The organism is Saccharopolyspora sp. NPDC000359 (genome assembly GCF_040300525.1).
In the GTDB taxonomy this organism is placed as follows: Bacteria; Actinomycetota; Actinomycetes; order Mycobacteriales; family Pseudonocardiaceae; genus Saccharopolyspora.
The window spans coordinates 59,548-73,297 of the sequence record NZ_JBEPDU010000015.1; the positions used below are offsets into that span (position 1 = coordinate 59,548).

13 protein-coding genes are annotated in these 13,750 nt (G+C 73.1%); 1 reads left to right on the forward strand and 12 read right to left on the reverse strand.

Annotated elements, in window-relative coordinates:
* Window positions 1-37: 37 nt before the first annotated feature.
* The 11 genes from ABT324_RS12410 to amiA all read right to left on the reverse strand — a co-directional run bounded on the left by ABT324_RS12410 (window position 38) and on the right by amiA (window position 10,939).
* Window positions 38-967: a LysR family transcriptional regulator gene (locus tag ABT324_RS12410; protein ID WP_351175490.1), complete on the reverse strand. Its 930-nt coding sequence runs from the start codon at window positions 965-967 to the stop codon at window positions 38-40.
* Window positions 968-1,327: 360 nt separating this feature from the next.
* Window positions 1,328-2,143 (reverse strand): ABC transporter ATP-binding protein, encoded by an 816-nt coding sequence (locus ABT324_RS12415; protein WP_351175492.1) that lies wholly within the window; start codon window positions 2,141-2,143, stop codon window positions 1,328-1,330.
* Complete coding sequence (locus ABT324_RS12420) at window positions 2,140-3,159, reverse strand: FecCD family ABC transporter permease (RefSeq protein WP_351175494.1); 1,020 nt, start codon at window positions 3,157-3,159, stop codon at window positions 2,140-2,142. The genes ABT324_RS12415 and ABT324_RS12420 overlap by 4 nt, the downstream gene beginning before the upstream one ends.
* Window positions 3,156-4,160, reverse strand: a complete 1,005-nt coding sequence (locus ABT324_RS12425; RefSeq protein WP_351175496.1) for a FecCD family ABC transporter permease — start codon at window positions 4,158-4,160, stop codon at window positions 3,156-3,158. Before ABT324_RS12425 ends, ABT324_RS12420 begins: the two co-directional genes overlap by 4 nt.
* A complete protein-coding gene (locus ABT324_RS12430; RefSeq protein WP_351175498.1) occupies window positions 4,157-5,170 on the reverse strand; it encodes an ABC transporter substrate-binding protein in 1,014 nt (337 codons plus the stop codon). Before ABT324_RS12430 ends, ABT324_RS12425 begins: the two co-directional genes overlap by 4 nt.
* A 53-nt stretch (window positions 5,171-5,223) precedes the next feature.
* Complete coding sequence (locus ABT324_RS12435; protein ID WP_351175500.1) at window positions 5,224-5,994, reverse strand: sugar phosphate isomerase/epimerase family protein; 771 nt, start codon at window positions 5,992-5,994, stop codon at window positions 5,224-5,226.
* Between the two features lie 31 nt (window positions 5,995-6,025).
* The gene (locus ABT324_RS12440; protein WP_351175502.1) at window positions 6,026-7,180 is read right to left on the reverse strand and encodes a nitroreductase family protein; all 1,155 of its coding nucleotides are present in this window, start codon (window positions 7,178-7,180) and stop codon (window positions 6,026-6,028) included.
* Window positions 7,177-8,538 carry a YcaO-like family protein gene (locus ABT324_RS12445; protein WP_351175504.1) on the reverse strand — a complete coding sequence of 454 codons (1,362 nt, stop codon included), beginning with the start codon at window positions 8,536-8,538 and terminating at the stop codon, window positions 7,177-7,179. The genes ABT324_RS12440 and ABT324_RS12445 overlap by 4 nt, the downstream gene beginning before the upstream one ends.
* A complete protein-coding gene (locus ABT324_RS12450; protein WP_351175506.1) occupies window positions 8,502-9,968 on the reverse strand; it encodes a CocE/NonD family hydrolase in 1,467 nt (488 codons plus the stop codon). Before ABT324_RS12450 ends, ABT324_RS12445 begins: the two co-directional genes overlap by 37 nt.
* Complete coding sequence (locus ABT324_RS12455; protein WP_351175508.1) at window positions 9,965-10,771, reverse strand: substrate-binding domain-containing protein; 807 nt, start codon at window positions 10,769-10,771, stop codon at window positions 9,965-9,967. The genes ABT324_RS12450 and ABT324_RS12455 overlap by 4 nt, the downstream gene beginning before the upstream one ends.
* 63 nt (window positions 10,772-10,834) lie before the next feature.
* Window positions 10,835-10,939, reverse strand: coding sequence for a streptamidine family RiPP (amiA, locus tag ABT324_RS12460; protein WP_351175510.1), 105 nt, complete (start codon window positions 10,937-10,939; stop codon window positions 10,835-10,837).
* A 158-nt stretch (window positions 10,940-11,097) separates the two neighbouring features.
* Here amiA and ABT324_RS12465 point away from each other — a divergent pair, with 158 nt between their 5' ends.
* Window positions 11,098-12,357: an MFS transporter gene (locus tag ABT324_RS12465; RefSeq protein WP_351175512.1), complete on the forward strand. Its 1,260-nt coding sequence runs from the start codon at window positions 11,098-11,100 to the stop codon at window positions 12,355-12,357.
* 42 nt (window positions 12,358-12,399) lie between these two features.
* On the opposite strand, the gene ABT324_RS12470 is transcribed toward ABT324_RS12465, so the two are convergent.
* Window positions 12,400-13,734: an MFS transporter gene (locus ABT324_RS12470; protein ID WP_351175514.1), complete on the reverse strand. Its 1,335-nt coding sequence runs from the start codon at window positions 13,732-13,734 to the stop codon at window positions 12,400-12,402.
* Window positions 13,735-13,750 lie beyond the last annotated feature (16 nt).

Genomic DNA, 13,750 nt, shown 5'->3' on the forward strand with positions numbered 1-13,750 from the left:
TCTGTCCAACAGATTCGACCGGAACTGCGCCATCGACTCAGTCGATGGAAACCACCGGGGCCACGCCGTACACCCGCAGGCAGATCTCCTCGAAGGCGCGCGACTTGAGGGTGGGCCGGGTACCGGCGGGCCGCACGAGCAGCACCTCGATCGGCGGCAGCTCCTCGGCGACGGGCAGCGGCACGACCGGGCTGCCCGCGTAGGTGAGGTCGTGCGGCAGCCGCTGGTTGAGAACCGAGTACCCGTGCCCGCGGGCGACGAACGCCCGAACCGTCTCGTAGCCGCTGGCGCGGTGGCGGATCCGCGGAACCGCGCCGAGGAGCTTGAACAGGCTGAGGTAGTACTCCCGGCTGTGCGGCAGGTCGAGCAGGACCAGCGGCTCAGCGGCCAGTTCGCGCAGGCTCACCGGCTGCTCCGGGGTAGCGGCCAGCGGGTGGTCCGGGGCGACGATGACGTGCGGCGGGATCCGCCGCAGCACCCGGCGTGGCAGCTCCCCGCCGAGCCCGAGGTCGTACATCAGCGCCAGCTCGCACTTGCCGTCGCGCAGCGCCCGCCGCAGGAACTCCTGGTCGCCTTCCAGGAACGACAGGTTGACGCCGGGGTGCTCGCGCTCGAACTCCTCGAAGATCAGCGACGCCCGGAACGGCGCGAGCGGGCCGAACACCCCGACGGTCAGGTCCCCGGCCAGCGTCGGGCCCTCCTCCCGCACCAGCCCCGGTAGCTGGTCGGCCTCCTCCAGCAGCAACAGGCTCCGCGCGTGCAGGCGCCGGCCGGCAGGGGTGAGCCGCAGCCCGCGCCGCGGCAGCCTGGTGAACAGCGGAGTGCCCATGACCTGTTCGAGCTGGGCGACCGCGGAGGACAACGTGGACTGGGTGACGTTGAGCGAAGCGGCCGCGGCGGTCATGTTCTCCAACTCGGCGACCGCGCAGAAGTACCGCAACTGGACCAAGGTGTACGCCCGCGTCATGCCCTGATGCTGCCACCCGCCGCCCCCTCCACCGAGGACCACGCGAACTTCCGCGGAATGGCAGAGGCAAATTTTCGCGGAATGGCGGAGTGCGGCCCCGATGAGGTCGACCCCCCACCCCGCCTCACCGGCCGAGGCACGACCCCACTCCAACCCACACCCACCCCGCCTCCCCTGGCGGCACGAGACACCCACAGTTTCAACTGAAACTGTAGTGGGGGGGTGACGAGTCCGCAGTTTCAATTGAAACCTCGAACGTGAGTGGGGAACGGGCGCAGTTTCAATTGAAACTGCGGACATCGTGCGTGTCGCGTGGCCGACACGCCGGTGGTGCGTCGGGGTGATTCCGCTGGGATCACCTCAGTGGAACTTGCTTGGACCGCGATGGGTGGTGGGGTGCACTGCGTCGTAGGTGCAGAGGGGGCGACCGGTCAGGTCGTCCTGCCAGACCCGGCCTGACACGCCGAAGACCTCGGTCAGGAGGTCCTCGTCGACCACCTCGGCCGTGGGGCCGTCGGCGTGGACCTCGCCGTTGCGGAGGGCCACGACGCGGTCCGCGTAGCGGGCTGCTTGTTCGAGGTCGTGGAGGACGGTCACCACGCTCAGGCCGCGGTCGCGCTGCAGGCGGCGGACCAGTTCGAGGACTTCCAGCTGGTGGCCGATGTCCAGGTAGGTGGTCGGCTCGTCGAGCAGGAGGATCGAGGTGTCCTGCGCCAGCGCGAGCGCCAGGCGCACGCGCTGGCGTTCGCCGCCGGACAGCCGGTCGACCAGCTCGTCGGCGCAGTCCGCGACGCCCGTGACCGCCATCGCCTCGCGCACCTGCGCGTCGTCGCCGCCGGCGAGCATGCCCAGCGGGCCGCGCACCGCGTACCGGCCTTGCCGGACCAGCTGCCGGACGGTGAGGCCGGGCACGGACGGCATCGACTGCGGCAGCACCGCGACCTCGCGGGCGATCTGGCGGCGGGTCAACGAGCGCAACGCGCGGCCGCGCACGAGCACTTCACCCGCGTCCGGGGGGCGCAGTCCGCCGAGGGCGCGCAGCAGCGTCGTCTTCCCGCAGCCGTTACGACCGACGAGCGCCACCCATTCGCCGTCGGAGACGCCGAGGTCCACCCCGTCGAGGACCACCCGGTCGCCGAAGCGGACGGTGACCCCGTTGGCCTGCAGCGCACTCATCCCGTTCCTCCGGTGGTCGAGGTTCGCCTGGCGACGCGGATCAGCACCACCGCGCCGAGCACCGCGGTCACCGCTCCGGTCGGGACACCGGCCCGCGCGGGGTCTGCCACCCACGAGGTGACGGTCTGTGCCAGGACGTCCGCGCCGCACACCGTTGCCGCACCGAGCAGTCCGGCTGCGGGCAGGGCGTAGCGGAGGTCGGCGCCGAACAGGGCACGCGCGGCGTGCGGGGCGAGCAGTCCCACGAACGCCATCGCACCGACGGACGCGATCGCAACGGCCGTCAGCACCACCGCGACGAGCAGGACCGCGCTGCGCCACGGCGAAACCGCGAGCCCCACAGCGCGTCCGTGGTCGTCGTCGACCGACAGTACCTGGAGGACCGCGGCCACCAGCAGTCCCGCCACCGCGGCCACCAGCAGCCACGGCCACAGGGCCGACCAGTGCGCCCAGGTCCGCCCGTTGAGCGAGCCGACCAACCACTGCGTCATCGAGCCGGTCAGCTGGGGGCGGGCGGTGAGCAGCACCATGCTGCCGCCGCCGAGCGCCGCCGACACCACCACGCCGACCACGACCAACCGCACCGGGTCGCTGCCCGCCCGGAGCGCGACCAACCACAGCGCGCCGCCGCCCAGCGTGCCGCCCACCACCGCCACCAGGACCAGCCGCGTCGGCGCGGTGAAGTCGCCGCCGACCAGCGTCGCGGCGACCGCGCCGAGCACCGCGCCCGAGCCGACTCCGGTGACGTCCGGCGAGGCCAGCGGGTTGCGCAGCACCGACTGCAGCACGACACCCGCCATCCCCAGGCACATGCCCGCTCCAGCACCGACGAGCACGCGCGGCATCCGCAGCTCGCGGACGATCTGCGCGGTCAGCGGGTCCGCACCACCGAGCACCGCGGCCCAGGTCTCCGCCGCCGAAGCCGTCGAACCCGTCGCCAGGTGCGCCAGGGCCAGGACCACCACGGCTGCCAGCAGCAGGATCAGCCGCAGTGAGCGGGGAATCCGCCGGATCACCGGGCCACCACCGACATCCTGCGGCGCACCAGCAGCAGCGTGCCCGCCACGATCGCGACCACCGCCGTCAGCCCGCCCACCGGCAGTTCCACCGGGTGGAGCACGGTTCGCGCGAGCAGGTCCGCGGCGATCACCAGCAGCGCGCCCAGCACCGCCGACCACACCAACCAGGACTGGTGCGTGCCGCGCGGGCGCAACCAGCGGCTCAGCTGTGGCGCGAGGAAACCGACCCAGGCCACCGGCCCGCATGGCCCGACCACCACCGCGGTGAGCACGCAACCGACCGCCAGGGCCGCAGCCCGCGCCCGGACCGGGGAGGCGCCCAGGGCGGCGGCGGTGTCGTCGCCGAGCCGCAGCACCCCGAGGGCCGGGACCACCAGCACCGCCAACGGCAGTCCGACCAGCAGGCCGGGGATCAGCGCCGCGAGGGTGTCCCAGGTGGTCCCGGTCAGCGAACCCAGCAGGTAGCGCACCAGCACACCCTGGTCGCGGGAGTCCGACAGGGACAGCGCGGTCAGCATCACCGCGTGCAGCCCGGCGCTGACGGCCGCGCCGATGAGCAGCACCGCCGCCCGGTCGGCCACCCCGCGCACGGCCAGCATGGTGAGGGTTCCGCCGACCGCGGACCCCAGCAGTGCGGGCACGAGCGGTGCGCCGGGGACCGACACGCCCCAGGCCACGCACCCCGCCACCGCAGCCGCCGCTCCGCTTGACACGCCGAGCAACTCCGGCACTGCCAACGGGTTTCGCAGGGACTCCTGCAGGAGCAGACCGGCGATGCCGAGCAGCGCCCCGGCGAACACGGCCAGGAGGAGGCGCGGTGCGCGCAGCAGCACCACCACGGTGTGCTCCACCCCGCCGTCCGCGGTCAGGGCGTGCGGGAGCCGGTTCACCCCCACGAACGGCTCACCGAGCATCAGCGACGCGGCGACCAGCACCACGGCGAGGACACCCACGGCCACCGCGAGGAGCCGGTCGCCGCGCCGGGAAGGTTCGCTCATCGGGACGCGGGCACCAGCTTCTCGGTCTCGTCGATGATCGCGGCCAGGCTCCGGGTGCCGCGCCCGGACCCGAACAGCTCGGCGTGCACCTCGTGCACCTGCTGCTCCTGCACCGCCGGGATCTGCTGCCACACCGGGTTGTCGGCGAGCTGCGCGCTGAGCGTGCGGTCCTCGGGCGAGAACAGCAGCGAGTACGCCAGCACGACGTCCGGTTGCTCGGCCAGCAGTTCCTCGACGCTGTAGTTGCTGGCGGTCTCGGCGTCGGTGCCCTTGGCCGGGAAGGGGTAGGTGTAGAGCTGGGCGAGCAGGTCGCCCTTGAGGGAGTCGCTGGTGTCCACGCCGATCGACTCGGCGCTGCCGTACATCAGCACCACTTCGCGGTTCGCCTGCCCGCTCTCGCGGGTGGCGCGCACGGCGTCGGCGAGCTTTCCGCGGAAGGCCGCCTCGGCGGCCACGGCCTGCTCGGTGCGCCCGGTCAGCGATCCGAGGTTGCGCAGGTAGGCGACCGATTCCTGCCAGTTGACCGGCTCGGTGAGCCACAGCGGCGCGAAGCCCTCGATCGCCGGGCGCAGCGCGTCGTGCACCCCGGCCAGGCCGATCACGAGGTCGGGCTCGAGCGCCGCGATGCTCTCGACGTCCTCGGAGCCGAAACTGCCCTGCACGACGGGGACTGCGCTGCCCCGCTGCCCCATCAGCGCGGGATGTGCGAGGAGGTCCGGGCTGCTGGTGCCAGCGGGTGCCATGCCGAGTTCGACGAGCATGTCGTCGCACAACCCGCTCAGGCACACGATCCGTTCTGGCGGTTTCGGCAGGCTGAGCTGGTGACCGTGCGGGTCGGTGATGGTCAGCGACGCTTCCAGCGGCTGGGCGGTGCGCTCGATCACCGGGGCCGGTGCGGGAGCGGCGTCGGCGGACTGCTCTTCGGGGGCGGTCGAGCAACCGGCGAGGCCGAGGGCTGCGGCCAGCAGAACTGCGGGGAGCGTTCGGGCGGTGCTGCGCTCAGCGCGCACTGGCGACCTCCTGGAACGAGTCGTGAGTGCCATTACGATAACCATTTTCATGTTCAGTTGTCCACGGCCGCGATGCGCTCGCGCAGCACCGCCGCGTCACGACGGCACGCCTCGACGCTGTCGCCGGGCACGAACTCCAGGAGCACCTCGCGCCGCTCGCCATCGGCGGCGAGCTCCCGCAGGACCGCGTCCCAGAGGTCGAGCCGGTCAGCCAGCGCGAGCCGCTCGGTGAACCCGTCCGCGCCCCAGGAGAACGCGTGCACCGAGGTCAGGTCCGGCAGCAGCGCGCGCACTTCCCGCACGCACCCGGCCGCCACCGGGAGCTCGCGCGGTTGCCAGTGCGGGACCAGCGCGTCGTGGCCGACCTCCTCGCGCAGGCGGAGCGTCGAGTCGATGTCGTCGGTCAGCGATTGCACGTGGTGCTCGACGGTGAGCCGCATTCCGGCCGCCTCGCAGGCGTCCGCGCACCGCCGCAGGTCAGCCACCACGCGGGCGCGTTCGTCGACGTCCGCCTCCGCGGAACCGACCACGCCCGCCCACACCCGGACCCGCGGTGCGCCCAGCGCGACGGCCGTGCGCACGACCTCGTCGAATTCGGATTTCGGGGTGCGACCGGCCTTGTGGTACGAGCCGTAGCTGCCGATCCCGATGCCGTGGTCGGCGCACAGCGCGGCAACGGTGCGCGCAGTGCCGGTGGCACCGACGGGCACGTGCACGTCCCCGCCCCACTCCACCACTTCCAGCCCGCAGTCGACCGCCACCGACACCACCTGTGCCGGGTCGAGCTGCCGGAAGGTCACCGACGCCAAGCCTGGGATGATCATGCTGTTCTCCGTCCTCTGCTCCGGAAGTCGTTCAGGCGCCGCCGACCGCGAGCGCGTGGAGCAACCGGGCCGGGCCCGCCGCGGCGCGCAGGACCGTGTCGATCCAGCAGCCGACCGGTCGTGCCGCCAGCCCCAGCTCGGTGGCGGCCAGCCACGCCGCGTGCACCGCCAAGCCCGCTCCGAGGTGTTCGTCGAACGCCGTCGCGGGGTCGGGGTCGACCGTTCCAGTGGCCAGCAGCAGCGCACCGGCCCTCGCGAGTTGCGGTTGCCCGCACGAGCGGGGCGCGAGGTCGGCGACCAGCTCGCTGCGCGCGGGCCGCAGCATCGCGACCTGCCCGACCGACAGCGGCGCTGCTGCTCTCAGCAGCTCCGCTGGTCCAGCGCTGCCCGACGTGACGGCCTCCCACGGCGCGGTCGTCCGCGCCAGCAGGTCGGGCACTGCCGGTGCGGGCGCGCCCCACTGCCAAACCCGCTCCCGGGTCCCGGTCCCCAGCTCGGTCAACGCCGCGATGAGCTGGTTCCAGGACTTGCCCGGAGCGGCGGCGAAATCCGGTTCTGGCGCGTGCTCGTCCGGAGTCGCCAGCGGAACCGGGAGGGCCGCGTCGATCTCCACCACGGCCAGCGGGAACTCTGGTGCGCATCCTGGCCAAGCGGCTCCAGCGCGAGGAAGTCCCGCCCACTCCGCCAGCACATCCGCGCCCAGTCCTGTCGTGGCGCGCGCCGGGTGGTCGAGCGCTGCGGCTGCGGCCAGCAGGGCGCCCACCGCGTGCCCGAGGTCGAGCAGCAGCACCGGCAGCGACCGCGGCCCGTACCGCCACCACGTCCGGTACGGGTTCACCGACAGCACCACCCGTAAGTCCGATGTGGACAGCGCGGACGTGGTGGGCGCGACCAGGGAGTGGCGCACCGGGTCGTACCGCCAGGCAGTACCGCGGTGCACCACGTGGGCCTCGACCGGGTACCGCCCGCCCGCCGAAGGCACGCGGCGCAGCCGCACTCCCCCGGCGCGCCGCGGCGACGAGGCCAACGCTAGGTCCAGCAGCGCCCCGAGCCCGCCGCGCGGCCACCGGCCCAGGACGAACTCCGGGCCCGGCCAGCTGCGGCACTCCGCTGGCCGCAGGGCGTGATCGGTCTCCCCAGGCGGCTCCCCATGCCACGCCTGGTGCAGCGATTTCCGGACGCTCACAGGAAAGGCGGGGGTTCGACGACGAGACCGGCCGGACCGCTGAGCGGGTCGGCGCCCGGAGCCCAACCGCGCTCCGCCACGACCTCGCGCCACCTCGGCAGCCCCCAGTACCGGAACGCCGCGGGCGCGTTCGGCACCAATCCGGTTGCGCACACCCGCACGACCCGCAGCGGCGTGTGCGCCACGTCGGCGGTCGTCAGGTCGGCGTGTGCGATCCGGCACCCCGCCTCGCGCAGGCTCGCCCGCAACGACTCCACATCGCCGAGCGGCAGTTCGTCCGCCCCGATGACCTCGCCGGGCCGGGTGAACCGGGGCAGCAGCCGCTCCTGCACGCGCTCGTCGAGCCACACCTGGACCTGCGCTCCCAGGTCCCGGACCCGGCCGAAGTGGGTGCCGCAGTCGTCCAGGTAGCGCCGGTCCTCCCGGAACGGCAGGTAGAGGCCCTCGGCAAGGATGCCCGCCCGGATCGCATCGAACACCCAGCCACCGGGGTCGACCAGCCCGAGCGTGAACACCCACGTGTGCACGGCTTCCAGCACCGCCTTGGTGCACGCCTCCGCGGGGTCGAACCGGGCCGCGCCACCGCCGCCGACGATCCCGGTCACCGGGTCCACCACCACGGCCGCCACGCAGGCCACGGGGTGCTCCGTCGGCAGCTCGACCAGGTGCACCTCCAACCGCGAGCCCGCCAGCTCGCCCGCCAGGCCGGGCACCGAGTCGATGGCGATGCCGCGCGTGGGACCGCCCAGGTGCCACCACAGTTCCAGCGCGTCGCGTTCGAGCAGCTCCAGCAGCCCGCGCCGGAACGCGTCCTGCTCGTCGGTGCCGGTCGCGATGCCCGCGTAGTTGAGGTGGTGCAGGCGGGGCTCCTGGCGCCGCTCGCCGCTGTGGTAGTTCAGGTGCACCCACGACGCCGGGAGCCAGCACGGCTCGCCGTCCTCGGTGCCCCGCACCCACTTCACCGCCAGGTCGTCGGTGAACCGCTGGTACGGCCAGCGCGGCGCGGCGTACTGCCACGGCGCGAAGAACGGCAGGTCATCGGGCCCGAACATCCGCTCCCCGCGCAGTTCTGCCGCGGTCGCCGACCGGAGGTCCGGCGCGACGCGATTGCCGCAGTAGCGCTCCACCGCCTCGCCGAGCGCGGCAGTGCGGGCGCCTCCGGGAGATCCGAAGGTGGTGCCGAGGCTGACGCGGTCGGCGGGCCACGCGCCGAGTCGGCGCGCGTCGGCGACTTCGGCGGTGACGCCCGTGTAGCGGGGCGGGGCACCGTCCACCGGAGCGACGTCGACGAGTCGGCGCACGATCCCGGTGACGGGGTCGATCAACGACTCCACCGGCATCGTCGGAGTGGCGGGCATCGGGTGACCTCCTGGTCGGGCGGGTGGATCAGGTCGGAGGGCGGGACCGCGTCGGCCCCGGGCGGTTGCCACGGCACGTCGAGGTGCGCGGCGTGCACGTGGCGCGCGCTGGTCAGCAGTTCCGTCGCGAGGACCGGGTCGACCCCGGTGTGCGGGTTCCGGGCGTGCGCGGGCCAGTGGTGCCCGGCGACCTCGACGACCAGGCGCGCGCCTGCGGGAACCCGCGCGCCGATGGGCGGTGTCGTGATCGCGACCTCCCGGCGCCGTGCCGGTTCGTGCGGGCAGCGGCGGATCGCGTGCGCCAGCGGCACGATGCGATCGCCGGTGTCCAGGGCCAGGCGCACGACCCAGTCCGCGTCGACGGCGTCAGCCTCGACGTCGAGCGTCACGGTCACCTGACCTGCGACCTCCCCTGCGTCGAGCGGGTCGGTGCGCACCAGCGCGCGGTCCTCGCACTCGCCGAACCCGATGTCCGAGCGGAACGGTTTGGCCGGGTCGGCGAGGAAGGCAGCGTCCGAAACCAATCCAGGGAACCGGGTGCGGCTGGGGGTCAAGCGCCGCCAGCTGCCGTGCGGGTCGACGGCGATCACGCCAGCGTCCCCGCGAATTCCACCGCCGAGGACCGCATTCGCCCACTGCACGTAGAGGGAACCGATGCGCTTGCCGCCGAGAGCCGCTCCGGGGTCACTCGCGTCCAGGTCGTGACCCCACGGGCCGAGGACCAGTCTTGCCGGGCCGCCCCAGGTTTCGGCGAGGTCGACGGTGTGCGAGGCGAACGGGTCGCGCAGGCCGCCGACGGCCAGCAACGGCATGCGCAGCTCGCGGACCCGGCCCCACAACCGCTCATCACGGCGGGGTGCCGACCAGAGCTCGTCCCAGCCCTGCGGTGTCGCGCCCAGTGCCCGTTCGATGAGCGCGGCGACGGGAAGCCCGGACAGGTCGTACTCGCGTGGTTCCCGTGGTTGCGCGGTGCCGCCGTGCTCGGTCCACCACCCCAGCCGACACGCGAGCCGCGCGGCGCCGCCGGGTTCCCGCGCCGTCTCACCCAGCCCCAGTGCGGGCACGCTGACCAGCACTCCGCGCACGGTTTCCGGCCGGGCGAGGGCGGTTGCCACCGCGCAGTGCGCGCCGTACGACGCGCCCGCGACGAGCAGCGGGCCGCCGAACCGCTCCGCGATCCAGTCGGCCAGCACCGCGCCGTCGACCTCTTCGTGCGCGTACGGCCGGAACTCCCCGGTCGACCCGAAACGTCCGCGCACGTCACCGACCACGCAGGTGAAACCGCGCGCCGCCCAACCCCGTGCCTCGGCGAGCAGGCGGTGCCGCCCGTAGGGCGTGCGCAGGAGGACGACCGGTCCCGGCCCGTCGGCAACCACCGCGGTCACGGCCAGCGCGCACCCGTCCGCGGTGACGACGTGCTCGCTGGTCACGGCGCGCTGGCGGGGACCGGCAGGACCGGGTGGTCGCTGATCGCGCCGGTGTCGAGGCCGACGACGCGCAGTCGCCTGCTGGGCGGCAGTGGTTCGGCGAAGGCGCTTTCGCCCGCGCGCGAACCGAGTGCCCACGCGCGTAGGTCGGCCACCAGCAGCGCCACGACGAGTGCGAGGTCCGCCGCGTCGGCGCCTTCGTCACCGTGCAGTGCTCGTCCGGCGCCGTGCTGCGCCCAGAACTCCGCGAGGTGGTGGTGGCCCGAGCCCGCGGCGGCCAGTCGGCGAGCGACGACGTCGGAATGCCGCACGTCCCCGGCCACCGGTTCGACGAGCACGTGCCGCCCTTCGCGGCTCGCCCGCTGCCACGCCACGCCGTGGTCGACGAGCGCATCGAGCTCCAACCACGAGCGCGGAGCAGGCCCGTCGGACCACGCGCACACCGCAGCCGGGCGGCGTTCCAAGATGTCCGGTGCGGTCGAATCCGCTGGTGCGGCAACAGGTTCCGCCCCCGCCGCGTGCAACGCAGCGCACAGCTGCGCGCTCTCGTCGGCGAGGACGACGACACGCGCCCGGTCCTCCGGCCACGTCGCGCGCGCACCGAGGTGCCCGGCATTGCGGAATGCCGCCAGGACCTCGGGTCCTGCGCCGTCCGCACCGGTCAGGGCGCCGCGGATGGCCTCCTCGGGCAGCGCGATGTCGAACATCAGCCCGTCGGTGTCCCGCAGCGCGGTTCCGCGGCCTTCGATGGTGAACACCGAGCAGCCGGGCCGGAGGCGGGGTGGCGCGGTGTCGCGCTGTGGCATCGGTCCTGCCTTTCCGGGAAGGGGCCGGTGCCGGGGCCCTCGGGCACCGGCACCGGCCAGCGATCACTCGTCGTCCCCGAAGGGGTTCTCGACGAGGGCGTTGCTGTGACTGGCCGAGTTGTGCGGGAGCTCCCGCTCGACCTCCACGCGCTGGAAGACGTCGTCCATCTCGTTCACCTCCTCCCGATCGACACGGCACAGTGAACAAGAATTGACAATCATTTTCAATACGTTGATCGACCGGTCCCCCGTGACGCATCCCACCGGGCGAGGGTCTTGCGCTATCGAAAATGATTACCATTTACACTGCGACGAGGAGGACTCACATGCTCAACACCGCGGTCGACGAGGCCGACACCGACCAGGACTTCCGGCGCTACCTGGCCGCGCGGGCGACATCCGTGACGGGCAGCCTCGTCGCGACGGTGGCGCTGCCCGTGCTCGTCTACCAGCTGACCGGCTCACCCGCGTGGACCTCGGCGATCGCGGTCGCCGAAGCGCTGCCCTACCTGCTGTTCGGCCTGGTCGCGGGCGCGGTGGCCGACCGCGCCGACCGCCGCCGCCTCATGCTGGTCGCCGACTTCACCAGCGCTGCCCTGCTCGCCACCATCCCGGCGGCGTGGGCGCTCGGCGTGCTCACCGCGCCGCACGTGCTCGTCGTCGGCTTCGGCGTGCAGACCCTGTTCGTGGTCTTCGACGCGGCCAACTTCGGCGCCCTGCCCACCCTCGTCGGCAAGCAGCGCCTGACCACCGCCTACTCCCAGGTCTACGCGGCGACCACGCTCGCCGAACTGCTCATCCCCCCGCTGACCGGCCTGCTCGTCGCGATCGCCGCACCCGCCCCGCTGATCGCGGTCAACGCCACCACCGCGCTGGCCTCCGGCCTGCTGGTGCGCTCGATCGTCCGTCCACTGTCGACGGCGAAGGACACCGCCGAGCGCCGGGCCGCCACCTCGATCCGCACCGACATCAGGACCGGCCTGGCCTTCCTGGCCCGCCACCGCACGGTCCGCGTCCTGACCCTCGTGGGGACGACCCACTCGGTGGCCAGCGGCGCCTACGTGGCCATGCTCGTGCCCTGGGCCGACCGGGTCCTCGGCGTCGCGCCGTCCGGCGACTGGCGCATCGCGGTGCTGTTCAGCGGCTGGGGAATCGGCGGCCTCCTGGCGTCCCGCCTGGTCCCGCGCCTGAACAACCGCTACGGCGGGGCCCGCCTCGCCCTCGGCGCGCTGCCCACTTCCCTGCTGTGCGGCTGCGCCGTGCTGCTCAGCACGCACTGGATCGCCGCCGCCCTCTCCGCCACCGCCTGGGGAACGGCCCACTCCACCGTGGTCATCAACGCGATCACCCACCGCCAGCGGATCACCCCCGACGACCTCCAGAGCAGGATCAACACGACCTGCCGCATGGTGTCCTGGGGCATCGGGATGCCGACCGGGGCGGCCCTGGCCGGAGCGGTCACGATGTCCGGAGCCAGCCCCCAGGTCGGCATCGCCACCGGAGTCCTCGCCCTCCTGCTCGGGGTGGTCGCGGCTTGGTCCTCCCCGCTGCGCCACGAATCCCGGACCACGCCGGCGAATCCCTGACGCAGCGGAGCCGCCCGCCCAGCGGGCGGACGGCTCCCCGGATCACGCGTCGACGGGATCTTCCGCAGGCCTCCGGGTCGCGTGCAGGCTGCGCCGGAACGTCTCCGGTGCGGCGAACATCGCCGCCGCTGCGATGAGTGCCCCAGCCGCGACCAGCGCCGCCACGCTCCACGACGCCCCGTCGGACCACAGGATCAGTGACGTCGCCAGCAGCGGGGTGAAACCACCCAGCAGCACGCTGCCGATCTGGTAGCCGATGGACAGGCCGCTGTAGCGCACGTGCGGTTCGAACAGCTCGGTGTAGAACGCCGCGATGGGCGCGAACACTGCACCGTGCGGTACCGCGAGCGCGATGGCCAGGGCCAGCGCGATGAGCACCGGCGACCGGGTGTCCACCAGCCAGAAGAACGGCCAGGCGTAGGCGGCCATGAACAGCGCACCGCCGATGAACACCGGTCGGCGGCCGAGGCGGTCCGACAGCGAACCCCACAGCGGCAGCGCGGCGATGTTCAGCGCGGCCGCCAGCATCACCCCGGTCAGCCCGGCCTGGCGCGGCAGGTCCAGCTGCTGGGTGAGGTAGCTGAGGATGAAGACGGTGAACACGTAGTAGTTCCCGCCCTCGGCGAAGCGGACCCCGATCGCGATCAGGATCTGCTTCGGGTGGGTGCGCAGCACCTCGACCAGCGGGCGGCGCGACGGACCACCGGACTCCACCGCGGCCGCGAAGGACTCCGACTCGGTGATCCGGAACCGGATGTACAACCCGACCAGCGCGAGCAGGATGCTCACCAGGAACGGGATCCGCCAGCCCCAGCTGAGCAGCTGCGGTTCCGGCAGCAGCGAGACGACGCTGAACACCCCGGTGCCCAGCAGCAGCCCGGCCGACACGCCGGTCTGCGGCCAGGCGCCGTAGTGGCCGCGCTTGCCGTCGGGCGCGTGCTCGACGGCCATCAGCACCGCACCGCCCCACTCCCCGCCGACGGCGAAGCCCTGCACCAGCCGCAGCAGCACCAGCAGCGCGGGTGCGGCGATGCCGATCTGCTGGTAGGTGGGCAGCAGCCCGATGAGCGTGGTGGCCCCGCCCATCAGCGCCAGGGTCATCACCAGCGTCGCCTTGCGGCCGATCCGGTCGCCGTGGTGCCCGGCCACGAAACCACCGACCGGGCGGGCGATGAACCCGGCCGCGAAGGTCCCGAACGCCGCCAACGTGCCCGCCGCGGGGCTGATGCCGCTGAAGAACAGCTGGTTGAAGATCAGCGCCGCGGCGGTGCCGTAGATGGTGAAGTCGTACCACTCGATGACGCTGCCGATGGTGCTCGACGTCAGCGTTCTCGACGCCGAGGGGGCCCCGGCACGCGTCATTGCGTTGGAGGACATGACGGTGCGCCTTTCG

Coding starts and splice junctions, on each gene's coding strand:
- ABT324_RS12455 (WP_351175508.1), bottom strand. CDS start 10,771: ATGCCACAGCGCGACACCGCGCCACCCCGCCTCCGGCCCGGCTGCTCG.
- ABT324_RS12410 (WP_351175490.1), bottom strand. CDS start 967: ATGACGCGGGCGTACACCTTGGTCCAGTTGCGGTACTTCTGCGCGGTC.
- ABT324_RS12435 (WP_351175500.1), bottom strand. CDS start 5,994: ATGATCATCCCAGGCTTGGCGTCGGTGACCTTCCGGCAGCTCGACCCG.
- ABT324_RS12470 (WP_351175514.1), bottom strand. CDS start 13,734: ATGTCCTCCAACGCAATGACGCGTGCCGGGGCCCCCTCGGCGTCGAGA.
- amiA (WP_351175510.1), bottom strand. CDS start 10,939: ATGGACGACGTCTTCCAGCGCGTGGAGGTCGAGCGGGAGCTCCCGCAC.
- ABT324_RS12445 (WP_351175504.1), bottom strand. CDS start 8,538: ATGCCCGCCACTCCGACGATGCCGGTGGAGTCGTTGATCGACCCCGTC.
- ABT324_RS12415 (WP_351175492.1), bottom strand. CDS start 2,143: ATGAGTGCGCTGCAGGCCAACGGGGTCACCGTCCGCTTCGGCGACCGG.
- ABT324_RS12425 (WP_351175496.1), bottom strand. CDS start 4,160: ATGAGCGAACCTTCCCGGCGCGGCGACCGGCTCCTCGCGGTGGCCGTG.
- ABT324_RS12465 (WP_351175512.1), top strand. CDS start 11,098: ATGCTCAACACCGCGGTCGACGAGGCCGACACCGACCAGGACTTCCGG.